Genomic DNA, 21,024 nt, shown 5'->3' with positions numbered 1-21,024 from the left:
CCCCTAGCCCTTCAAAACTCCGCCTGCCGCGATGACGGCCTCCGGCGTATCCACATCCAGATGCGCAGCGTCGCCGATTTCGATGTCGGCCACAGGCACGCCCGATGTCTCAAGGATGTGCCGCGCACCGACGTCACCCTCCAGCCGCAAGACCTCATCGTACAGGGATTTCGGTATAATCACAGGATTGCCGCGCTTACCGTGCGACACGGCACGGATGATCGAATGGCCATGCGATCGTCGGAACGCCAAGATCAGCTTATCGAGATCGCTGGTAGAAACGCCCGGCATGTCGGCCAAGATGACCAAAGCTCCATCCGCGTCCCGCGCTTGCTCGACGGAAAATCCTGTCGCGAGCGACGAGGCCATGCCGGAGGCGTAGTCCGGATTGTGAACTATCATCGCATTCAGCCCGGACAGCACCGCTTCGATGTCGTTTTTGCGATGTCCCGTCACGACAATGACTGACGACGCCCGACTGCCGATCGCCGTCCTCACCGATCGCCTGACAAGCGGCACGCCGTCAAACTCCGCCAGCAGCTTGTGCGGCCCGCCCTCGCCCATTCGGCTGGCCTTGCCGGCGGCAAGAACGATGGCCACGACGTTATCCGCGGGGACCAATTGCGCCTCCTGTTCACGAAGGCTTGGCCGCGCCTGGATTTCCATCAGAAGACCTCCGACACCCATGCCGCTGATGTCGAGTGCACTTGGCTCTTCACCCGCCAGGATCCGATCGAGCACCCAGTCGAAGCCATTCTCCTTGGGGCTGCGCGCGCATCCCGGTGCCCCGATCACAGGGATATCGCCGATGCGGCCGAGAACGAGCAGGTTACCCGGGTCGACAGGCATGCCGACCTGCACCACCTCGCCTCCGGCCTGTCGAATCGCCTCGGGAATCACGTCCTCGTCATCGATCACGGCAGACGCGCCGAAAAGAATGATCAGCTTCGGTGCTTTGTCGGGCGAACCTGATGCGTCTCGGAGTGCCTCTGCAACCGGCTTTACACGATGAGCAACCCGCGCCTCTCTAACGAGATGACTGCCGGATGCGATGAGCCGGCGGGAAAGCACACGCGCCGTCTTGTCCATCACCGCCGGCTTCAGCGAAGGCAGCTCCGTCGCAATCAACGAGACAGATCTGCCGGCAAAGGGTTTCACCTCGAATGCCGACGTCGCCCGCAGCACTTCGCATGCGGCGTCGAGTTTCGCGCCTGAGACGGCGAGCGGAATGATCTTGAACGTTGCGACCATGTCGCCGTTCCGGACAGGCACATGGTCGTTGAGGCAGGCGAGCGTTATGCCGGGATCGATCCTGTTCAGGCGATCGACGGCACTTCGGGTTGCGACGAACAGCCCGTCGACCGTCGAGTACACGTTCACGCGCCCTGTGGACGCCTCCGAGAAGCGGAGGTGGTCGGGAGTGACAGCCCTCGCAAGTCGTCCCGCCGCGTCATCCTCACCGACGTCCCCCGGCTCGATGCGCGCCGCAATGACATGTTCTATACCCTCGCTGCGGAGCCTGTCGATGTCAGCGGCATCGATCCTGTGCCCTTTGGGCAAGCTGCCGTCTGCAAGCTTCACCGCATGCCCGAGGACCACGCCGTCGGCATCATCGATAGAAAAAGACCCAAATTTCATTTCCTGTCACCAGCCGGTGAAATGTCGCGGGTTCGCAACGTCTGTACGATTTCCGCGAGAATGGCGACCGCGATTTCTGCCGGGCTCGCCGCACCGATCTTGAGCCCGATCGGTGCATTGATCCTGGCAAGCGCGGATTCGTCCAGACCATCGGTACGCAACCTCTCCAGCCGCGTTGCATGCGTTTTGCGGCTGCCGAGCGCACCGACGTAGAAACAACCGATCCGCAACGCCTCGGCAATCGGGAAATCGTCGATCTTCGGGTCATGCGTAACCGCGACCAGCGCCGTATAGGCATCCAGCGGACGATCCTTGAGTACGTCCACTGGCCAATCCGCCGTCAGATCGATGCCGAGGAATCGTTCGGGTGTAGCGAAAGCCGTGCGCGGATCTATGATCCGAACATCGAAGCCGGCAAGAGAGGCCATCTGTGCCAGAATTTGGCTGATGTGGACGGCGCCGATGATCACGATATGGGCCGGGGGCAGATGTGCGTTCAAAAAATAGCGGTGCCCATCGACCTCGATCGACGTCGATCTGCCCGAGCGGAACGCAGCTTCAACGGCAGGCACCAACCAAGGCTTCACGGAATCTCCCTCGAGAACGACGCTATCGTTGCCGTTCTCAAGATCAGTCAGCAGTATCGCGGCCCGGCGAGCGCGTCGGGCGTCATTGAGACGCGCAAGATTTGCGGCATCCATCAATCGAGCCTTTCGACATAGACGCGAATGCGGCCACCGCAGGAAAGGCCGACGCGCCACGCGGTTTCATCCGCGACGCCAAACTCGAGCATCTTCGCCTTGCCGTCGGCGATTACGTCCAGGGCCTCGGCAATGACGGCACCTTCGACGCAGCCTCCTGACACGGACCCTTCGAAATTGCCGTCTCGGTCGATCACCAGATGGCTCCCCGCCGGTCGTGGCGCCGATCCCCACGTCTCGATCACCGTGGCAACAGCCACGTCTCGCCCGCCTTTCCGCCAGCCTTCTGCCGTCATCAGCGGATCAAGGTCAAAAGATGTCCCTGTCATGCGATGCCTTTCAATGTTTCGAGGTACCGGCGCGGGTCGTACGTGGTCGACCTAGTCGCGCCGAGTGCTTCCACGAGGTCGCTCAAGGATGATAGATTGTGAACCGGTCGGAATTCGTCAACATGCGGCAGCATTGCGCGCACGCCACGTGCTCGTGGCTCGAAGCCATCGAAGCGCAGCAACGGATTGAGCCAGATCAGTCGCCGGCAGGAGCGGTGCAGGCGGTCCATCTCGGCTGCGAGCAGCTCCGTTCCCTCGCGTTCCAGGCCATCGGTGATAAGCAGCACGACCGCGCCTTGGCCCAGCACGCGCCGGGCCCACAGGCGATTGAATTCCTTTAACGTTTCACCGATCCGCGTTCCTCCCGACCAATCCTTTACGGCCGCAGCGCATTCATCCATCGCCTCGTCAGGGTCCTTGTGTCGCATTTGGCGGGTGACGTTCGTGAGGCGCGTCCCGAAGAGGAAGGTATGCACCCGCCGGCGCTTCTCCGTCAGCACATGCAGAAAATGCAGAAAGATGCGCGTGTACTGGCTCATGGAGCCGGAAATATCGGCGAGAACGACCAAGGGCGGCTGGACCTCCCGGATTTCACGGTATCGCGGAAGAATGAGATCGGCCCCGCTGCGCAATGCCGCCCGCATCGTCCCGCGCGGGTCGACATGCGAATGAACATGCGACGGCCGGAAGCGCCGAGTGCGCACCTTGTCCAGAGGCAACTGCAGTTTCGTGAGCGCCTTCTTGGCGGCGGCAATCTCCATCACTGACATTTGGGCGAAGTCCATCCGCCGGAAGACCTCGCTGCCCGACATGGTGAAGCGTGCGTCTATCTCGATGTCGGGCTCATCACGCGGCGGCTTGTTGTCCCTTCGTTCGCCGAGCAAGGCGTCGGCGGCGCGGCTTTCACCGGGCCTCGCCTTTTCCTTGTCACGCGTGTCCGGCGCGCGTGGTGACATCATCGCGATCATTTTTGCGACGAGATCTCGCGACTGCCAGAAAAGCCGAAACGCCTCGTCGAACACCGCCTTGTCTTCATGCCGCTTGACGAAGACGGACGAGAGTGCGGCGTGAAATTCCTCCCGCGACCCCATGCCGATTGCCTCGACCGCCTCGATCGCGTCGACGATCGCCGCCGGCCCGATCTTCATGCCGGCCTTCCGCAATGCTCTGGCAAAGAAGACGATATTGTCTGCAAATCGACCGTCGCCGACTGGAGGCGGTGGAACGGAGATCCCATCCTGTCCGCTTCTCGGATCCATGCGCTATCCCGCCGCCTGCAGCTCGCTCTTGACATCTTCCAGCACCTTTGCGCCGTCGCTGCTTTGAATGCGTGCAATGTCGTCCTGGTATTTCAGCAGTGTTCCGATCGTGTCGGAGATCGTATCCGGATCGAGCGCCAGCCGGTCGAGTTCCGTCAGCGCTGTCGCCCAATCGATCGTCTCGGCAACGCCCGGGTTCTTGAAAAGATCCAGTGCACGAAGCTTCTGCACATAGGCGACGATCTGTGTGGACAGGGCTGCATTGCAGCCCGGCACCTTGCGTCGAATGATTTCCAGCTCCTGCGCGGCATCGGGATAATCGACCCAGTGGTAGAGGCAGCGCCGCTTTAGCGCGTCGTGGACCTCGCGCGTCCGGTTCGTGGTGATGATGACGATCGGCGGCTCGGCGGCCCGGATCGTGCCGATCTCGGGAATCGTTACCTGAAAGTCGGAAAGAACCTCCAAAAGGAAGGCCTCGAATGCCTCGTCGGTACGGTCTAGCTCGTCGATAAGGAAGACTGGTGACCGGCCATCCGGGCTCGATAGAGCCTGAAGCACCGGCCGGCGGATCAGGTAGCGTTCGGAGAAGATGTCCGACTCGATCCTGTCCCGGTCGGTAAGCCCGGACGCCTCGGCAAGGCGGATTTCCAGCATCTGCGCCGGGTAATTCCATTCGTAGACGGCCGAGGCGATGTCCAAGCCTTCGTAGCATTGCAGGCGGATCAACGGCCGCCCCAGGGCTTTTGATAGGACCTTGGCGATCTCCGTCTTCCCGACACCGGCCTCACCCTCCAGGAAGAGAGGACGCCTCATCTTCAGGGCGAGAAAAAGCACCGTGCCAAGTGCCCGCCCAGCCAGATAGTCCTGATCGCCCAGCATCGCGATCGTCTCGTCGATCGACGACGGCAGCGGCAGATGCGCTTGATCCGGCATGTCTTCTCCCTTTTTTCAGGAAGTTATAACGTGTGATAGTCGCGGTTCATATAGAGAAGCGCGGGCTTGGCCTCGTTGTAGCGGACCGCCACGACCTCACCGAAAATGATATGGTGCGTCGACATTTCCTTGATTTCACTCACGCGGCAATCGAAGGAGGCAAGGGCGTCGTGAAGAATGGGTGCACCGGTGACGAGCTTGTCGAACCGGCCCGTCGCGAAACGTTCGTCGTTGCTGAGCTGGGTGCGGCCGGAAAAGGCATCGGCCAGCGCCTGATGGTGCGCGCCCAACGTGTTCAGGGCGAAGATGCCGCTCCGGAAGAAGATGTCGTTCTTCGGATTGCTATTGTTCAGGCACACAAGAACGGTTGCAGGGTCGTCAGATACTGAGCAAGCGGCAGTGATCGTCACGCCGCGGCGCTCCTCGCCGATTGCCGTCGTCACGAGCTGCACATGGCCTCCAAAGCGGCTCATCGCATCTCGGTAGAGGCGCGGATCGATCGGTTGTTTATTCAACAAAGGCATTCTCCATCCGGCGTCACCGGCTTGCTGTTTCCTGTAATATGAAGGTGATCGGTTACCTTTTCTACAAAAGCCAGGCGAAAAGCTTCCCGATTGTGCGTTTTTCTTTGACGATCGATGTCGGACGGATAAAAGAGCAGGACAAACGACAGGGACCTGCAGCTTTTATGAATACTTTGCGTGGCCTAGCACTTCTGCCGATGCTGCTCCTTGCGGCCGCAGAATGCCATGCCGCGGGCCTGATAGTCGGTGTCGTAGCGCCACAGAGTGGCAACCTCGCGCCAATCGGCGCGCAGGTCATTGCCGGCGCGACGGCCAAGGTCCAGCAGGACGGTAACACGGTTGTCACGGTCGGAGAGACTTGCGAGGCAAACAGCGGCGCGGCAATCGCCGACGCACTGATTAATGCCAAGGTCCAGGTGGCCGTCGGTTTTCTCTGCAGCGAAACGCTCGAAGGCGCGCTGCCTAAGCTCAGGGACGCAAATATCCCGGCGATCACCGTCTCCGTGCGTTCACGCATTCTCATGGAAGATGCCCTGAAGAATGGCTGGCCCTTCTACCGGATGGCGCCAGCCGATGGCGCCGAAGCGGAAAAGATCATCGAGGCAATCGTGAGCGAGTGGGCAGCCTCGCCGATCGCACTGATCGAGGATGGCACTATCCATGGTCGGGAGCTTACGGAAGCAATCCGTAACGCACTCGAGGAAAAAGGCCTCAAGCCCGTCTTCACCGACACCTATCGACCGGGCCAGGAGCAGCAGGTCGCTCTCGTGCGACGACTGAAGAAAGCCGGGGCAACAAAAGTCTTTGTCGGCGGAGATCGTAGCGACGCTGCCGTCATCGCACGCGATGCCGCAGCGGAAAAAGCTCACCTCGATATTCTTGGTGGCGACGCCATGCGCGCTGCTGACCAGCCGCTTGCACTCGCGGATGGCGTTCTCGCCGTTGTTCTGCCTGATTATGCCGCGCGCCCGGAGGCGAAGCCGGTGGTCGACGCGTTCCGCGCGAGTGGCGTCGAGCCGGAGGGCTATGTGCTACCTGCCTATGCGGCGGTGGAAATCGCCACGAAGGCAGCCCAGGATGCCGGCGCGGACGACAGGCCCATCGCGCAGCACATCGGCGGCACCTCCTTTGAGACGGTCATCGGAAAAATTGCTTTCAACGCCGGCCATGAACTGGCCGACAATCCCTACCGCATGCTGCAGTGGCATGCCGGTTCGTTCGTGCCGCCAAGCACTCCGATCGAATAGATCTGACGCTGCGGCATGCGTTCTACGGAGAGACTTCAATGACTACGCCCATTCGCATCGCGCCATCCGTCCTTGCTGCCGATTTTGCTAAACTCGGCCAGGAAGTGCGCGACGTAACGGCCGCCGGAGCCGATTGGATTCACCTCGACGTCATGGACGGTCACTTCGTGCCGAACATTTCCTTCGGCCCTGACGTTATCAAGTCGCTGCGTTCCTATACGGATGCAGTGTTCGATTGCCATCTGATGATTGCGCCGGTCGACCCGTACCTTGAGGCCTTCGCGAAAGCCGGCTGCGATCGCATTACCGTCCATGCTGAAGCCGGGCCGCATCTCCACCGCTCGCTTCAGACGGTACGCGGGCTGGGCAAGAAGGTCGGCGTTACCATTAATCCAGCAACGCCGCTTTCGGCGATCGAGAACGTGCTCGACGACATCGACCTGATCCTCATCATGTCGGTGAACCCCGGCTTCGGCGGGCAGAAATTTATCCCGGCGATGGCCGACAAGATCGCCACAGCGCGGTCACTGATCGGTGACAGACCGATCGACCTTGAAGTTGACGGTGGAGTGACGGTCGAAACCGCGCCGATCATCGGCAAGGCTGGCGGCGATGTTCTCGTGGCCGGTTCGGCGATTTTCAAAGGCGGTTCGCTCGAAGCCTACAAGACAGCAATCAGCGCTCTACGAAATGCCGCCGAAGGTCAATCCAAGTCGTGATAAAAGCAGGCCGCCCTTGATTTCCGAGCGGCTTCGGGCGGCTCGCCCGCCCCTCCCCGATCTTTTCGTGGGCGCCATTCTCTGGGGCACCCAGATGCTGGCATCCGCAATGGCCGCGCTCTATCTCAGAAATGGGATGGAGACGGCACATGTCCGCGATCTCGCAATGCTCTATTTTGCGGGCGGTTTACTGGCCTGGCTGTTCATGTTGCCCTTGGGCCGCTTCCTTGCGCATCGACGATCCTTGAAAACACGCTTTGCAGCATTCTTCGTTGCACTTGCCGCCGGGACCATCTTGATGACGGCCTTTCTCTTCGCCATGGACTACCGGGTCTTCTACTCCGCGTGGCACGCCTCTTTTGGATCCCGCACATGGGTGTTCCAATTCGTCTTTACCGGAGCCAGCGCGGTCTATCAGTTTGCCGTGCTGGGAATTCGCCTGTTTCTTCCGCTCGGGCTTCTCTGCCTTTTCGGCACGAGTATTGCGCTTGCCAAACGCATGCGTTGAGATTGCCGCCTGTCTTTGCTACAGGGGCGCCAGCATTCTTTTTATGAACGAAAGCAGGAAGCCATGATCCCGCGCTACTCCCGACCAGAGATGGTCGCCATCTGGTCGCCCGAAACCAAATTCCGCATCTGGTTCGAAATCGAGGCTCACGCCTGCGATGCGCTCGCCGAACTGGGCGTCATCCCGAAATCCGCTGCAAAGACAATTTGGGAGCGAGGCGGCGCTGCGACGTTCGACGTTGCGCGGATCGATGAAATCGAGGCCGTCACCAAGCACGATGTCATCGCCTTCCTGACACATCTTTCAGAAATCGTCGGCCCGGACGCCCGTTTCGTCCACCAGGGGATGACCTCTTCGGACGTTCTCGACACCACGCTGAACATCCAGCTCGTCCGTGCAGCCGACATTCTGCTTGCCGATATGGACCGCCTGCTTGCGGCACTCAAGGCACGCGCGTTCGAACACAAGGACACCATCCGCATCGGCCGTAGCCACGGCATTCACGCCGAGCCGACGACGATGGGACTAACGCTGGCGCGCTTCTATGCCGAGATGAGCCGCAACCGTGCGCGTCTCGTGGCTGCGCGTGCCGAAATCGCCACAGGTGCGGTTTCGGGCGCCGTCGGCACCTTTGCCAATATCGACCCACGCGTCGAGGAACACGTCTGCGCCAAGCTCGGCCTGATCCCGGAGGCCGTTTCGACCCAGGTCATTCCGCGCGACCGCCATGCGATGTTCTTCGCGATCCTCGGCGTCATCGGCTCCTCCATCGAAAACGTCGCGATCGAGATCCGCCACATGCAGCGGACTGAAGTGCTGGAAGCCGAGGAATACTTCTCGCCTGGCCAGAAGGGTTCTTCTGCCATGCCGCACAAGCGCAATCCGGTTCTGACCGAGAACCTCACCGGCCTAGCGCGCCTGGTGCGCATGTCGGTCGTTCCGGCCATGGAGAACGTCGCCCTGTGGCACGAGCGCGACATCAGCCATTCCAGCGTCGAGCGCGCCATCGGTCCCGACACGACGATCACGCTCGACTTCGCCCTCAACCGTTTGGCCGGCGTCATTGAGAAGCTTGTGGTCTATCCCGACAACATGATGAAGAATCTCGATAAATTCCGTGGCCTCGTGCATTCGCAGCGTGTACTTCTGGCGCTGACGCAGGCTGGTGTTTCGCGTGAGGATGCCTATCGGCTCGTTCAGCGTAACGCGATGAAGGTTTGGGAACAGGGCAAGGACTTCCTCGAGGAATTGCTCGCCGACGCAGAGGTCCGTGCCGCGTTATCCGAAGAAGAAATCCGCGAGAAGTTCGATCTCGGATACCATACCAAACACGTAGATACGATCTTCCGGCGCGTTTTCGGCGCTGCCTAAGTTGGACTACCGGGACGGCGCCTTCGAGGGCGCCGTTTTCCGTTTCGGCTTCCGGGGCTTCGCCGATGTCCTCTTTTCGTTCGTCTCATCAGTGGAATTTGTCGCTTTCGGCGTTCCTTTTGTCCGCCCCTCGCGCACTCCCTTTGCGGCCTTGGCGACAAGGCGGTCCAAGTGCTTCAGGTCTTCGTCATCGAGGTGCTCGATCCCGATGAACTTGTTCTCGGCGTGGCTCGTCAGAATAATCTCGTCGAGCTTGGCCTGGACAGCGCGAGCATCCCTCGTCTGCGCATTCTGCAACACGAACACCATCAGGAACGTAATAATGGTCGTTCCGGTATTGATGACCAACTGCCAAGTCTCTGAGAAATCGAAAAGTGGCCCCGTCGCTGCCCATATGGCGACGAGCGCGACAGCGAGGACGAAAGTCGCTGGCTTCCCTGCCCATTCAGACGTCTTGCTGGCAAAGCGGGTAAACAGATGTTGCGGCGCAGCCATATGTGACCTCCCTGGGGTATCCCCTCAGCGAAACTCCAAGGGAGGTGGTGTAGTTCCAGTCTGCAGCCGTCAGACAACCGGTGGTGCCACGAGCTTCCTATAGAGGTGCCAGCTGGCATGACCGAGCACCGGCATGACCAGGGCAAGCCCGACGAACAGTGGGATCGTGCCAACCATGAGAGCAACGGCGATGATCAGCCCCCAGCAGAAGACCGGCACCGGGTTGGCGACAGTCGCCCTGACCGATGTCTCCATCGCGCAGACGAGCCCAACGTCCCGATCCAGCAGCAAGGGAAAGGTCACGACGGTCGTGGCCAGAACGATGATGGCAAAGCCTAGGCCAAGCAGATGCCCCCATATGATCAGCTGTATCCCCTCAGGCGTGCCGAAGATCTCCGAGAGGAACACTGAGATCGACCGCGGGAAAACATCCCCAAAGACGTTGGAATAAAGCGTCTGCGCAGCAACGAGCCAGACGACGAAGAAGCCGAACAGCAGCAATCCGCCGGCAATGATCGACGGGAACGCCGGCGATCTCGTTACCTCAAGAGCGTGTCTCCACGAGGTGTCCATACCGGCTTCACGCCTGCGGCTGATTTCGTAGAGCCCGATCGCTGCGATGGGGCCGATCAGCGCGAAACCTGATATCAGCGGGAAAATCATCGGCAGGAGGTTGGCACTTGATGTTGCGACTGCAAGAAAAATGCCGGCAATCGGATACATCAAGCATAGAAATACATAGTGGGATGGTTTTTCTCGAAAATCGTCGAGCCCGCGCCGTAGCGCATCGAGGACATCCGCAACGCTGATCTTGTTGACGACCGGGCGTGTATAGACATCGCTTGCACCCGACATAACATGGAATGCCGTCATGGCTTTCTCCTCCTCAGCCAAGATAGCCGGCAACGAAAGGATCGGCGACAACGCCGATACGAGACGCAACCGGCACTGCGGAAAAACATAACAAATTTCGCGGCCTTGTCCCACCCCTCCCTTGACATCGCCGCCAGGCTTTCTCACATCCGCGCCATCATGAAAGCTTCAGACGCCGAAATCCTCATCATCCCCGGTTATACGAATTCCGGTCCCAACCATTGGCAAAGCCGCTGGGAGGCCAAGCTCAGCACCGCTCGCCGTGTCGAACAGGCCGAATGGTCGAAGCCGGTCCGCGACGATTGGGTAAAGCGCATCTCCGAAGAGGTGAACGCTGCGACGCGACCAGTCATACTGGTCGCGCATTCGCTTGGCATTCCGTCCGCCATCCACGCCATTCCCCATTTCCGCAACAAGGTGGCAGGGGCATTCTTCGTTGCACCGCCCGATGTCGCCAATCCCGCGATACGGCCAAAGCACCTGATGACATTCGGCCCGTATCCACGAGATCCATTGCCTTTCCCGACGATCACGATCGCGAGCCGCAATGATCCTTTCGGCAGCTATGAGCATGCCGACGACATCGCTGCCAGCTGGGGATCGCTCCTCATCGACGCCGGTGAGGCCGGGCACATCAACAGCGAGTCCGGCCACGGACCATGGCCGGAAGGAACAATGGTGTTTGCCCAGTTCCTGAGCCGCCTAAAGCCGTCCTAGAGGCGCTAGACCCCCGCCACCAGCAACCTCGCAGCATCGCCGCTGACCAGGATGCCGGTTCGACCGCCCGTGCCGCGAATAGGCAGAAACCGGAGAAAAAGGGTCAAGACCATTCGACCACCACTCCCTGGAGATCCGCTGACTGTTTGCGACTATCCGTCAGTCGCCCTCGCCGCGAATAAAGAGAACGCCCGCTAAGCCCACAAGTACTATGCATTGCAGTATGAACATTGGCCATTCTGGAGACATGTTGGTCCCTCCCCAATCAACGCGATATAGGGCGCAGTCAGCCAAGTGTATGCACGTTACGGAAAAGTTACACGCATATAGAGCGGCACACAAAAGCCGATAGACACTACGTGTTTGTTTTTAATAGAATATTATTTTTATGACATTAAGGGCTATTTAATTCAATGAATGCAAAATATATACACGCTAAAAGAGCGAGTATGCAGATTGAAGCAAGCGACTCCCGATAAACGGGTTAAATCGAAGACCAAGGTCGAAGCCGCAGCGTTTGACGGCGACACGGCGCCACTGAACGGTGCTGAATTCCTGGAACGCGAGAGCCGCTGGAATTACGCGCTTGTCGGATCGGGTCTCGGCGTCTGGGATCACAATCTTCGTCTTGGCAAACGCTATTATTCCGATACCTGGAAGATCATGCGCGGCATGGCGCCCGACGAGGATGCAGACGGCGACTACGACACGTGGATCGAACTCATCCACCCCGACGACCGGGACTTTGTCGTAAAGGCCGTCGATCGGCAAAATGCCGGCGATCCCGACTATCAGATCTTCGAGTATCGCGAGCGCCACAGGGATGGCCACTGGATCTGGATTGAGTGCCGGGGCGCCTGTGTTGAATGGGACGAAAACGGTATCCCTGCCCGGCTCGTCGGCACCGATACAGACATCACCGCGCGTAAGGGGGCGGAGGAGCGGCTTGCGCACGTGTCGCGGCGCCTCGATCTTGCCCTTGATATCTCCGATATTGGGGTCTTCGAGGCTGACATCGAGAATGGAACGGTCGATTGGGACGACCGCCTTCTGGCGATCTACGGCATTACCGACACGTCGCCGGCCAACACCGGCAACGCCTGGGAGGCCTCGCTGCATCCCGACGACAGGGACCGCGTACTGGCAACGATCGATGAGTGCGTCACCAATAACACCGATTTCCAGCACGAATTCCGCATCATCAGGCAGGACGGCATCGAGCGCGTCATTCGCGCAAAAGCGGCCTTCTTTCTTGACAGCGACGGGCGTCGCAAGCTGATTGGCGCGAATTGGGATGTTACGGCCGAAGTTAGGCTCAACAACGAACTGCAGCGCGCCAAGGATCTCGCGGAAGCCCGAAACAGGGAGCTCGAAAGCGCCAAGGAGAACATCGAGCACCTGGCGTTGCACGATTATCTCACTGGCTTGCCCAATCGCCGATACCTGGACCGTATGCTGGACGAATGTTCCGCCCAATGTCGCCGGAACGGCCTGGCGCTCGCGATCCTCCACATCGATCTCGATCGCTTCAAGCAAATCAATGACACTCTCGGCCACCGCGCCGGTGACGCGATGCTGAAGCATGCAGCGCAAGTGCTGAAGGAAAGTGTCCGTTCGACCGATTTTGTCGCCCGTATTGGTGGCGACGAATTCGTGGTCCTCTGTACACTTGATGTCACGCCGAAGAAGATCTCCAATCTGGCGGAGCGCATCATCCGCAAGCTCTGCAGGCCCATTCGCTACGAGGGCCATGATTGCCGTTTCGGGGCCAGCATCGGCATTGCCACAGAAAGCAGTCCGGCGCTCGATGCCAAGCAACTTCTGCTCAATGCGGATATAGCGCTCTACCGCGCAAAAAGCGGCGGACGCAACCGGCACGAATTCTTCTCGACCGATGAGCGACGCCGCATCATCGCCAGCAAGCATTTGGCGGACGAAATCCTACTGGGGCTGGAACGGGGGGAGTTTGTTCCGTTCTACCAGTTGCAGTTCCATGCCCGAACGCTCGATGTTGCCGGAGTCGAGACGCTGGCTCGCTGGCAGCACCGGGAGCACGGTTTACTGGCGCCCGATCGTTTCCTGGCGATCGCCGAGGATCTGGATGTCGTCTCCACGATCGACGGCCTCATCCTCGAGCAAGCGCTGGCTGACCGGAAGCGATGGGAGGATGAGGGGCTCCTCATCCCGAAAATTGCGGTCAACGTATCGTCGCGTCGCCTCGGAGATCCAAACCTGGCGAAGAAGCTTCGCGGCTTGAAGATCGAACCACGCACGATTTCGTTCGAGTTGCTTGAATCGATCTCGCTGGACGATTGCGATGACGCCGTGATCGCCAATCTCCGGCACCTGCGCCGCCTTGGCATCGACATAGAAATCGATGACTTCGGCACGGGCCATGCGTCCATTGTCAGCCTTTTGAAGCTGAGTCCGAAAACCTTGAAGATCGACCGCGAACTAATCCGCTTGCTGCCCCATTCGGCAGAGCAGCGGAAACTGGTCCGCTCGATCATCGATATCGGCCGTTCGCTGAACATTCTGGTCACGGCGGAGGGGGTCGAGACGATGGACCACGTCCGTATCCTTTGTGACCTCGGTTGCGATATGCTTCAGGGCTACGCGCTGGCCCGTCCGATGCCCGCGCTGCAGATAGCGCCTTTTGTACGCACCGCGTCTTGGCGGGGCGTGGAAGGCCCTGCCCGCGGCCTCCAGCAGGATCTGCGTAAGTCGGTCAACGGCTCCGGCCAGAGATAAAGGCCTGCATGACGGCCCCGACAGGGACGCCTCACATTCCGTTGATCGCAAAAAACCTGTAGACTGCTTTGCAGAAAGTCTTCGATTCTCTTAGCGGCACTCCGGCAATCCCGGATTCCGGGGAAGGAGTGACAGGCGGATTGTGAAACCCTCGCTTTTCCTTTAAGGGGACGCCACGAGATCGATCCACTCGCGCTATCCCAAGAGCGCCAACGATAGAGAACAATTGCAATGAACCGTCGCCGCCGTATTTACGAGGGCAAGGCAAAGATTCTGTATGAGGGCCCGGAACCGGGCACGCTGATCCAGTTCTTCAAAGACGATGCCACCGCCTTCAACAAGAAAAAGCACGAAGTCATCGATGGCAAGGGCGTTCTGAACAACCGCATTTCGGAATATATCTTCAGCCATCTGAACAAGATCGGCATTCCGACACATTTTATTCGCCGCCTCAACATGCGCGAGCAGTTGATCCGCGAAGTGGAAATGATCCCGCTCGAGATCGTTGTACGCAACGTTGCCGCCGGCTCTCTGTCCAAGCGCCTGGGCATCGAGGAAGGCGTTGTGCTGCCGCGCTCGATCATCGAGTTCTATTACAAGTCCGACGCGCTCGATGATCCGATGGTCTCGGAAGAGCACATCACCGCATTCGGCTGGGCAAATCCCGCCGAGCTCGATGACATCATGGCGCTCGCCATTCGCGTCAACGACTTCATGACCGGCCTTTTCCTCGGCGTCGGTATCCAGCTTGTCGATTTCAAGATCGAATGCGGCCGCCTGTATGAAGGCGACATGATGCGCATCATCCTCGCCGATGAGATTTCGCCGGACTCCTGCCGTCTGTGGGATATCGATACCCGCGAGAAGATGGATAAGGACCGCTTCCGTCGTGACATGGGTGGACTTCTCGAAGCCTATTCGGAAGTTGCGCGCCGCCTCGGTATCATCAACGAGAACGAACCCGTGCGCGGCACCGGTCCGGTGCTCGTGAAGTAAGACTTTCAGGCCAAGCAAGACAGGGAAGATAAAGTGATCAAGGCTCGTGTAACCGTCACGCTGAAGAACGGCGTTCTCGATCCGCAGGGCAAGGCCATCGAGGGCGCCCTCGGCGCGCTCGGATTCGATGGTGTCGGCCATGTCCGTCAGGGCAAGGTTTTCGACGTCGAACTCGAAGGCGCCGACAAGGCTAAAGCGGAGAGCGACCTTAAGGCAATGTGCGAGAAACTCCTCGCAAATACGGTGATCGAGAACTATAATATTTCCGTCGACTAATCTGGTCGTGGAGCGCACTCGATGGCTGAATTGACGCAAGAGCTCATGCTTGAGTTGTTGACGAAAATGCACGAGCACATCGACACACTGGATGCGTCGCTTGACGACATCCGGAGCGAAATGCATTGCATGCGCGACACAATGAGCTCGATGCAGCAGGAAATACATAGTATTTACGGTGTCCTTGGCCGGCACGAAGGCCGGCTGGAACGCATTGAAAAGCGTCTCGTACTTAGAGAACTTGCAGAAGCACAAACAAGGTTTTAGTCGCACTCATGAAATCAGCCGTCGTTCAACTTCCGGGCCTCAATCGCGATCGCGACATGATCGCTGCACTGACGAAAATCTCCGGTCGCGCACCGGTGACGATCTGGCAAACGGAAACGGACATTCCGGACGTCGACCTCATCGTCATCCCTGGTGGCTTTTCCTATGGCGACTACCTTCGTTGTGGTGCCATCGCCGCGCGCATGCCTGTGATGCAGGCAATCATCGAAAAGGCGAACAAGGGCGTCAAGGTTCTGGGCGTATGCAACGGCTTCCAGATCCTCCTCGAGGCAGGTCTGCTGCCCGGCGCACTGATGCGCAATGCCTCGCTCAAGTTCGTCTGCCGCGAGATCAAGCTCGAAGTCGTCAATGCCGACACCGATTTCACCCGTGCCTACTCCAAGGGCCAGGTCATCCGCTCCCCCGTTGCGCATCACGATGGCAACTATTTCGCCGACGCCGAAACCCTGGCGAAGATCGAGGGCAATGGTCAGGTGGTCTTCCGTTACGCGGAGGGCACCAATCCGAACGGCTCGATCAACGATATTGCTGGCGTCCTGAACGACAAGGGCAACGTCCTCGGCATGATGCCGCACCCCGAAAACCTCATCGAAGCAGCACACGGCGGTTCCGACGGCCGCGGTCTGTTCGCTTCTGCCCTCGAGGTAATCGCTGCTTAACCTTCGGCACGTAAGAGGCCATTCATCCGGTCCATTGGAGCAAGATTGATGCGCCCTCGCCTTACGACGACACGTGTTCTCGCGATTGCCGCAACGGCGGCGCTGATCGCCTCCTGCCAATCAAACACGCCGGCGAAGGCGCCTGATCGCAGCGCGCTTTCCACCATGGAGCGCGTTGCTCTTGGCGCAAATGCCTGCTGGTTCAAATCGGGCGATGCCGCCTTCGCAGCCTACAGGCTGGCGCCGGAACTGAATTCCTTCTCCGGCCGTCCACGCATTCTCGTCGTGCACAAGGGAAGCCCTGAGAGCCGTCCATTGCTCGTCGTTCAGGCTGAAGGCACCCCCTCCAAGCTCGATGCCTTTGGTCCGATGATGCAAAGCGCCACGGGACCGCGGATCGTCAAGGACGTCACCCGTTGGGCATCCGGCGGCAAAGCTTGCAGCTGATCAATCCCAGAAGAATGACTTACTGGCTTCCCTGCGTGCATCCGCACGCGTAACGCCGATGTCTATTAGCTCGGCGTCTGTCAAATCGCGCAACACCCTGCGGCTCTCGCGCTTCTGATGCCACGACGATAGCCGATGCCATACGGACTGCAGTAAGGCTTGAGCGCGCGATACGCCGCCTAAGTCTTGCCGAACACGGTATTGCATCGATTGCACCTGAGAAGACAAAGGTGCAATCGGGGACTCGCTCTCTGGAACGGCAGACATATCTTTCTCCAAACGGAATTGTATCTGTCATTCAGATAATCTTGACGAATGAAGGGTGACAATATAGAGAATTGTCATCATGCCAACTTGGCTCCCAGACGTTTCGCGTGGTTCCGGCCCGGTCTACCTCCGGATTGCGGACAGCATTGAATCAGCCATCGCCAGCGGCACATTGCCTGCAGGCAGCAAATTGCCGCCGCAACGAAACCTCGCCTACGACATTGGCGTAACAATCGGGACAATCGGCCGCGCATACGCGCTGGTGCACGAGCGCGGCCTCGTCGCCGGTGAAGTCGGCCGCGGAACCTACGTGCTGGATCGCGCCGAGACCGCACCCGGCAATCAGCCGGATCCGTTAACCATCGCGCTCGGCGGCACGCGTGCTATCGATGCGCCGGCCGGCAAGATACGCTTTGACACCACGGCGGCTCCGGATCTCGGTCAGGGTAAGATCATCGGCAGCGTGCTCGCCGCCATTGGCGTGGAAAAGCTTTCCGAAATCTCGTCCTATTCCCGTGTCTTCCCGCAAAATTGGTACGAGGCTGGCCGGCGTTGGCTCGCCAGAAACGATTGGACGCCTGAAACAGAAAACATCGTCCCTACCCTTGGGGCGCATGCGGCGGCTGTTGCGGTCATCTCGGCCGTGTCATCGCCTGGTGACAAGATCGTATTCGAAGACCTGAGCTACACGCAGGTCAGTCGCAGCGCGCGCATTCTCGGTCGCCGCACCCTTACTGTCGAGTCCGACGAGAATGGTGTGATCCCCGGTGACTTCGAGCGCCTCTGCCTTCAGCAGCATCCGAAACTTGCGTTCCTGATGCCCACCGCACACAATCCCACGCTGGCCACGATGCCCCGCGACCGCCGGGCAAGCATCGCGGAAATTGCGCGTCGGCATGGCGTCTGGCTGATTGAGGACGATCTCTACGGCGGAATGACCGGAGACGAAAATCCCCTGCTCGCATCGCTCGCGCCCGATCGCACGTTCCTGATCAGCGGCCTTTCGAAGTCGGTGGCTGCCGGAGTGCGCGGCGGCTGGGTCGCCTGCCCGCCGCATTTTGCGCAGCGGATCAAGGTGACGCACAAGATGATCACCGGCGGACTGCCTTTCATTCTGGCCGAGGCTTGCGCCCGTCTCGTAATGAGCGGCCAGGCACACGAAATCCGCAAGGCCAGTGCGGCGGAACTGACGTTACGTGAACGGCTCGCGCGGGAACAGTTGCAGGGATACGACTTCGTATCGCATCCGCATGTGCCATTCCTCTGGCTGAAGCTGCCCGATCCTTGGCTCTCTGGAACCTTCAAGAACGCCGCCTACAGGGATGGTGTCCTGATCGACGACGAGGATGAGTTCAAGGCAGCTCGAGCAGAGAAAGTCTATCATCGCGTACGGATAGGCTTCTCCTCGCCGCGCAACCGGGAGGATATGGTTGCGGGATTGATGACGCTGCGACGCCTGCTGGAAAGCGGAGGCGCTGGCTACGACGGCGAGATTTGAGATTGCGGCGACGGGGCCGCTGACCGGCGACAAAACAGCGCCGGTCGGCAAAAGTCGCTTTACCCAACGATCATCGATGGTACGCCCATTCGTCCCATACCAATCTCTGCGACGGTCCGAGCAACGGCATGACGCGCGCCTGCATCAGGTCGGTTACAAGTTTTAAGCGGCGCAGTTGGCTCCCTGTATACCCGCCGTCTGTTAACAGCTGCCATTTTCCTGTCGCGCGTTTCATTCAGTTAGGCTAAAGACACCGCAATCGCGCAACGGCAGGGACTTCCGAGAGCTCATGACCATTTCCAATACCCGCCCGATCACCCCCGAACTGATCGCCGCCCATGGCCTGAAGCCAGACGAATATCAGCGGATATTGGACCTGATCGGCCGCGAACCGACCTTCACGGAGCTCGGCATCTTCTCGGCCATGTGGAACGAGCACTGCTCGTACAAATCCTCCAAGAAGTGGTTGCGCACGTTGCCGACCAAAGGCCCGCGTGTCATCCAGGGACCCGGCGAAAACGCCGGTGTCGTCGACATCGACGACGGTGACTGCGTCGTCTTCAAGATGGAGAGCCACAACCACCCCTCCTACATCGAGCCGTATCAGGGCGCGGCGACGGGTGTCGGCGGCATTCTGCGCGACGTCTTCACCATGGGCGCCCGCCCGATCGCAGCGATGAATGCGCTGCGTTTCGGCGAGCCGGACCATCCGAAGACCCGCCACCTCGTCTCCGGCGTTGTGTCCGGCGTTGGCGGCTATGGCAACTCCTTCGGCGTACCGACCGTCGGCGGCGAAGTCGAATTCGACGCCCGCTACAACGGCAACATTCTGGTCAACGCCTTTGCCGCGGGTCTCGCCAAGTCCAACGCGATCTTCCTGTCAGAAGCCAAGGGCGTCGGTCTCCCGGTCGTCTATCTCGGCGCCAAGACCGGCCGTGATGGCGTTGGCGGTGCGACCATGGCGTCGGCTGAATTCGACGAATCCATCGAGGAAAAGCGCCCGACCGTACAGGTCGGCGACCCCTTTACCGAAAAGTGCCTGCTGGAAGCCTGCCTTGAGCTGATGCAAACCGGGGCCGTCATCGCCATTCAGGACATGGGGGCTGCCGGCCTCACCTGCTCGGCCGTCGAGATGGGCGCCAAGGGCGATCTCGGCATCCTGCTCGATCTCGACACCGTGCCCGTGCGTGAAGAGCAGATGACGGCCTATGAGATGATGCTGTCCGAGAGCCAGGAGCGCATGCTCATGGTCCTGGAGCCGGAAAAGGAAGCCGTCGCAAAGGCGATCTTCGTTAAGTGGGGCCTCGATTTCGCGATCGTCGGCAAGACCACCGACGACCTGCGCTTTCGCGTCGTCCACCAAGGCGAAGAAGTCGCCAACCTGCCTATCAAGGATCTCGGTGACCAAGCGCCCGAATATGACCGTCCGTGGCGCGAGTCCGACAAGCGCGCGCCATTGCCTGCCAACCTCGTTGCCGCACCGGCTGACTACGGTCAGGCGCTGCTGCAACTCGTTGGCTCTCCCAATCAATCAAGCCGCCGCTGGGTTTACGAGCAGTACGATACGCTGATCCAGGGCAACTCGCTCCAGCTTCCGGGCGGTGATGCTGGCGTCGTTCGTGTCGAAAACCATGCGACCAAGGCTCTCGCTTTTTCCTCTGACGTCACGCCACGCTATGTCGAGGCAGACCCGTTCGAAGGCGGCAAGCAGGCGGTCGCGGAATGTTGGCGCAATATCACGGCAACCGGCGCAGAGCCCCTGGCAGCCACCGACAACCTGAACTTCGGCAATCCCGAGAAGCCCGAGATCATGGGCCAGTTCGTCCAGGCCGTGAAGGGCATCGGAGAAGCCTGCCGGGTTCTCGATTTCCCCATCGTATCGGGCAATGTCTCGCTCTACAATGAAACCAATGGTGTTGCGATCCTGCCGACACCGACGATCGCCGGCGTTGGCCTCCTGCCCGACTGGAAGAAGATGACTCGTATCGGCAGCGCTTCGAATGGCGACAAGGTGATCATGATTGGTACGGACGGCAGCCATCTCGGTTCCTCGGTCTACCTGCGTGATGTTATTGGCAGCACTGAAGGCCCCGCTCCGGAAGTCGACCTCTTGGCAGAGCGCCGCAACGGCGACTTCGTGCGCTCGGTGATCCGCAACGGCCAGGCAACGGCCTGCCACGATATCTCTTCGGGCGGCCTCGTACTCGCTCTCGCCGAAATGGCGATGGCGTCCAGCAAGGGCCTCAAGATCAGCCTCGGTGAATGCAGGGGCGCGCCGCATGCGCTGCTGTTCGGCGAAGATCAGGCCCGCTATGTTCTGACGGTGCCAGCGGATGTAGCAAACTTCGTCTGCGCCAATGCCGAAGGTGCGGGCATACCCTTCCGCCGTCTCGGCACGGTCGAGGGTGACAGCCTTGTCGTCGACGATCTGCTATCGCTGCCAATTCAGCAATTGCGCGACGCCCATGAATCATGGTTCCCTGATTACATGGAAGGCCATGGCACGCTCGCTGCCACGGAATAATGCG

At 59.8% G+C, this 21,024-nt stretch carries 22 protein-coding genes; 13 read left to right on the top strand and 9 right to left on the bottom strand.

The window, feature by feature from the left end; translation table 11 throughout:
* Nucleotides 1-3: 3 nt before the first annotated feature.
* Genes FHX09_RS24255 through FHX09_RS24230 form a run of 6 tightly spaced genes read right to left on the bottom strand, consistent with a single transcriptional unit; the run spans nucleotide 4 to nucleotide 5,378 of the window.
* The gene (locus FHX09_RS24255; protein ID WP_183722876.1) at nucleotides 4-1,638 is read right to left on the bottom strand and encodes a molybdopterin-binding/glycosyltransferase family 2 protein; all 1,635 of its coding nucleotides are present in this window, start codon (nucleotides 1,636-1,638) and stop codon (nucleotides 4-6) included.
* Nucleotides 1,635-2,339: an XdhC family protein gene (locus FHX09_RS24250; protein WP_132593114.1), complete on the bottom strand. Its 705-nt coding sequence runs from the start codon at nucleotides 2,337-2,339 to the stop codon at nucleotides 1,635-1,637. The genes FHX09_RS24255 and FHX09_RS24250 overlap by 4 nt, the downstream gene beginning before the upstream one ends.
* A complete protein-coding gene (locus tag FHX09_RS24245; protein ID WP_007789581.1) occupies nucleotides 2,339-2,668 on the bottom strand; it encodes an XdhC family protein in 330 nt (109 codons plus the stop codon). The genes FHX09_RS24250 and FHX09_RS24245 overlap by 1 nt, the downstream gene beginning before the upstream one ends.
* Complete coding sequence (locus FHX09_RS24240) at nucleotides 2,665-3,927, bottom strand: VWA domain-containing protein (RefSeq protein ID WP_184450766.1); 1,263 nt, start codon at nucleotides 3,925-3,927, stop codon at nucleotides 2,665-2,667. The genes FHX09_RS24245 and FHX09_RS24240 overlap by 4 nt, the downstream gene beginning before the upstream one ends.
* 3 nt (nucleotides 3,928-3,930) lie before the next feature.
* Complete coding sequence (locus tag FHX09_RS24235) at nucleotides 3,931-4,860, bottom strand: MoxR family ATPase (protein WP_184450765.1); 930 nt, start codon at nucleotides 4,858-4,860, stop codon at nucleotides 3,931-3,933.
* A 23-nt stretch (nucleotides 4,861-4,883) separates the two neighbouring features.
* Nucleotides 4,884-5,378: a flavin reductase gene (locus tag FHX09_RS24230; RefSeq protein ID WP_037081966.1), complete on the bottom strand. Its 495-nt coding sequence runs from the start codon at nucleotides 5,376-5,378 to the stop codon at nucleotides 4,884-4,886.
* A gap of 170 nt (nucleotides 5,379-5,548) precedes the next feature.
* Here FHX09_RS24230 and FHX09_RS24225 point away from each other — a divergent pair, with 170 nt between their 5' ends.
* From FHX09_RS24225 to purB, 4 genes are all read left to right on the top strand, one after another.
* Nucleotides 5,549-6,631: a branched-chain amino acid ABC transporter substrate-binding protein gene (locus tag FHX09_RS24225; RefSeq protein WP_132593118.1), complete on the top strand. Its 1,083-nt coding sequence runs from the start codon at nucleotides 5,549-5,551 to the stop codon at nucleotides 6,629-6,631.
* Between the two features lie 38 nt (nucleotides 6,632-6,669).
* On the top strand, nucleotides 6,670-7,350 hold the full coding sequence (gene rpe, locus FHX09_RS24220; protein WP_007789567.1) for a ribulose-phosphate 3-epimerase: 681 nt from the start codon (nucleotides 6,670-6,672) through the stop codon (nucleotides 7,348-7,350).
* The gene (locus FHX09_RS24215) at nucleotides 7,322-7,858 is read left to right on the top strand and encodes a hypothetical protein (RefSeq protein WP_184450764.1); all 537 of its coding nucleotides are present in this window, start codon (nucleotides 7,322-7,324) and stop codon (nucleotides 7,856-7,858) included. The genes rpe and FHX09_RS24215 overlap by 29 nt, the downstream gene beginning before the upstream one ends.
* A gap of 63 nt (nucleotides 7,859-7,921) precedes the next feature.
* Nucleotides 7,922-9,229 carry an adenylosuccinate lyase gene (purB, locus tag FHX09_RS24210; RefSeq protein WP_132593122.1) on the top strand — a complete coding sequence of 436 codons (1,308 nt, stop codon included), beginning with the start codon at nucleotides 7,922-7,924 and terminating at the stop codon, nucleotides 9,227-9,229.
* Between the two features lie 6 nt (nucleotides 9,230-9,235).
* Here the strand turns inward: purB and FHX09_RS24205 are convergent, their stop codons facing one another.
* Both FHX09_RS24205 and FHX09_RS24200 read right to left on the bottom strand, forming a co-directional pair.
* Nucleotides 9,236-9,724, bottom strand: a complete 489-nt coding sequence (locus tag FHX09_RS24205; protein WP_007789560.1) for a low affinity iron permease family protein — start codon at nucleotides 9,722-9,724, stop codon at nucleotides 9,236-9,238.
* Nucleotides 9,725-9,793: 69 nt separating this feature from the next.
* The gene (locus FHX09_RS24200; protein ID WP_132593124.1) at nucleotides 9,794-10,597 is read right to left on the bottom strand and encodes a DUF2189 domain-containing protein; all 804 of its coding nucleotides are present in this window, start codon (nucleotides 10,595-10,597) and stop codon (nucleotides 9,794-9,796) included.
* 159 nt (nucleotides 10,598-10,756) lie between these two features.
* Here FHX09_RS24200 and FHX09_RS24195 point away from each other — a divergent pair, with 159 nt between their 5' ends.
* The 7 genes from FHX09_RS24195 (at nucleotide 10,757) to FHX09_RS24165 (ending at nucleotide 16,731) form a co-directional block, all read left to right on the top strand.
* The gene (locus FHX09_RS24195; protein WP_037081977.1) at nucleotides 10,757-11,314 is read left to right on the top strand and encodes an alpha/beta hydrolase; all 558 of its coding nucleotides are present in this window, start codon (nucleotides 10,757-10,759) and stop codon (nucleotides 11,312-11,314) included.
* A 456-nt stretch (nucleotides 11,315-11,770) separates the two neighbouring features.
* Nucleotides 11,771-14,065, top strand: a complete 2,295-nt coding sequence (locus tag FHX09_RS24190) for an EAL domain-containing protein (RefSeq protein WP_132593126.1) — start codon at nucleotides 11,771-11,773, stop codon at nucleotides 14,063-14,065.
* Nucleotides 14,066-14,296: 231 nt separating this feature from the next.
* Nucleotides 14,297-15,061 carry a phosphoribosylaminoimidazolesuccinocarboxamide synthase gene (purC, locus tag FHX09_RS24185; RefSeq protein WP_007532892.1) on the top strand — a complete coding sequence of 255 codons (765 nt, stop codon included), beginning with the start codon at nucleotides 14,297-14,299 and terminating at the stop codon, nucleotides 15,059-15,061.
* 33 nt (nucleotides 15,062-15,094) lie between these two features.
* Nucleotides 15,095-15,337, top strand: a complete 243-nt coding sequence (gene purS / locus FHX09_RS24180) for a phosphoribosylformylglycinamidine synthase subunit PurS (protein ID WP_007789552.1) — start codon at nucleotides 15,095-15,097, stop codon at nucleotides 15,335-15,337.
* Between the two features lie 21 nt (nucleotides 15,338-15,358).
* A complete protein-coding gene (locus tag FHX09_RS24175; RefSeq protein WP_007789550.1) occupies nucleotides 15,359-15,604 on the top strand; it encodes a hypothetical protein in 246 nt (81 codons plus the stop codon).
* Nucleotides 15,605-15,612: 8 nt separating this feature from the next.
* Nucleotides 15,613-16,284 carry a phosphoribosylformylglycinamidine synthase subunit PurQ gene (gene purQ / locus FHX09_RS24170; protein WP_132593128.1) on the top strand — a complete coding sequence of 224 codons (672 nt, stop codon included), beginning with the start codon at nucleotides 15,613-15,615 and terminating at the stop codon, nucleotides 16,282-16,284.
* A 48-nt stretch (nucleotides 16,285-16,332) separates the two neighbouring features.
* The gene (locus FHX09_RS24165) at nucleotides 16,333-16,731 is read left to right on the top strand and encodes a hypothetical protein (protein ID WP_007789545.1); all 399 of its coding nucleotides are present in this window, start codon (nucleotides 16,333-16,335) and stop codon (nucleotides 16,729-16,731) included.
* Here the strand turns inward: FHX09_RS24165 and FHX09_RS24160 are convergent, their stop codons facing one another.
* A complete protein-coding gene (locus FHX09_RS24160) occupies nucleotides 16,732-16,998 on the bottom strand; it encodes a DUF1127 domain-containing protein (protein ID WP_132593130.1) in 267 nt (88 codons plus the stop codon).
* Nucleotides 16,999-17,077: 79 nt separating this feature from the next.
* On the opposite strand from FHX09_RS24160, the gene FHX09_RS24155 reads away from it, so the two are divergent.
* Nucleotides 17,078-18,496, top strand: coding sequence for a PLP-dependent aminotransferase family protein (locus FHX09_RS24155; protein WP_184450763.1), 1,419 nt, complete (start codon nucleotides 17,078-17,080; stop codon nucleotides 18,494-18,496).
* A gap of 289 nt (nucleotides 18,497-18,785) precedes the next feature.
* Complete coding sequence (gene purL / locus FHX09_RS24150; RefSeq protein WP_132593134.1) at nucleotides 18,786-21,020, top strand: phosphoribosylformylglycinamidine synthase subunit PurL; 2,235 nt, start codon at nucleotides 18,786-18,788, stop codon at nucleotides 21,018-21,020.
* The last annotated feature ends 4 nt before the right edge of the window (nucleotides 21,021-21,024 follow it).

It is taken from the genome of Rhizobium sp. BK538 (assembly GCF_014197575.1).
GTDB lineage: Bacteria > Pseudomonadota > Alphaproteobacteria > Rhizobiales > Rhizobiaceae > Rhizobium.
This window is presented reverse-complemented; position numbering and strand designations above follow the sequence as displayed.

Bases quoted from the DNA above. Each gene is read 5' to 3' on its own strand.
- FHX09_RS24255 (WP_183722876.1), bottom strand. From the start codon at position 1,638: ATGAAATTTGGGTCTTTTTCTATCGATGATGCCGACGGCGTGGTCCTC.
- FHX09_RS24250 (WP_132593114.1), bottom strand. From the start codon at position 2,339: ATGGATGCCGCAAATCTTGCGCGTCTCAATGACGCCCGACGCGCTCGC.
- FHX09_RS24245 (WP_007789581.1), bottom strand. From the start codon at position 2,668: ATGACAGGGACATCTTTTGACCTTGATCCGCTGATGACGGCAGAAGGC.
- FHX09_RS24240 (WP_184450766.1), bottom strand. From the start codon at position 3,927: ATGGATCCGAGAAGCGGACAGGATGGGATCTCCGTTCCACCGCCTCCA.
- FHX09_RS24235 (WP_184450765.1), bottom strand. From the start codon at position 4,860: ATGCCGGATCAAGCGCATCTGCCGCTGCCGTCGTCGATCGACGAGACG.
- FHX09_RS24225 (WP_132593118.1), top strand. From the start codon at position 5,549: ATGAATACTTTGCGTGGCCTAGCACTTCTGCCGATGCTGCTCCTTGCG.
- rpe (WP_007789567.1), top strand. From the start codon at position 6,670: ATGACTACGCCCATTCGCATCGCGCCATCCGTCCTTGCTGCCGATTTT.
- FHX09_RS24215 (WP_184450764.1), top strand. From the start codon at position 7,322: ATGCCGCCGAAGGTCAATCCAAGTCGTGATAAAAGCAGGCCGCCCTTG.
- purB (WP_132593122.1), top strand. From the start codon at position 7,922: ATGATCCCGCGCTACTCCCGACCAGAGATGGTCGCCATCTGGTCGCCC.
- FHX09_RS24205 (WP_007789560.1), bottom strand. From the start codon at position 9,724: ATGGCTGCGCCGCAACATCTGTTTACCCGCTTTGCCAGCAAGACGTCT.
- FHX09_RS24200 (WP_132593124.1), bottom strand. From the start codon at position 10,597: ATGACGGCATTCCATGTTATGTCGGGTGCAAGCGATGTCTATACACGC.
- FHX09_RS24195 (WP_037081977.1), top strand. From the start codon at position 10,757: ATGAAAGCTTCAGACGCCGAAATCCTCATCATCCCCGGTTATACGAAT.
- purC (WP_007532892.1), top strand. From the start codon at position 14,297: ATGAACCGTCGCCGCCGTATTTACGAGGGCAAGGCAAAGATTCTGTAT.
- FHX09_RS24175 (WP_007789550.1), top strand. From the start codon at position 15,359: ATGGCTGAATTGACGCAAGAGCTCATGCTTGAGTTGTTGACGAAAATG.
- purQ (WP_132593128.1), top strand. From the start codon at position 15,613: ATGAAATCAGCCGTCGTTCAACTTCCGGGCCTCAATCGCGATCGCGAC.
- FHX09_RS24165 (WP_007789545.1), top strand. From the start codon at position 16,333: ATGCGCCCTCGCCTTACGACGACACGTGTTCTCGCGATTGCCGCAACG.
- FHX09_RS24160 (WP_132593130.1), bottom strand. From the start codon at position 16,998: ATGTCTGCCGTTCCAGAGAGCGAGTCCCCGATTGCACCTTTGTCTTCT.
- FHX09_RS24155 (WP_184450763.1), top strand. From the start codon at position 17,078: ATGCCAACTTGGCTCCCAGACGTTTCGCGTGGTTCCGGCCCGGTCTAC.
- purL (WP_132593134.1), top strand. From the start codon at position 18,786: ATGACCATTTCCAATACCCGCCCGATCACCCCCGAACTGATCGCCGCC.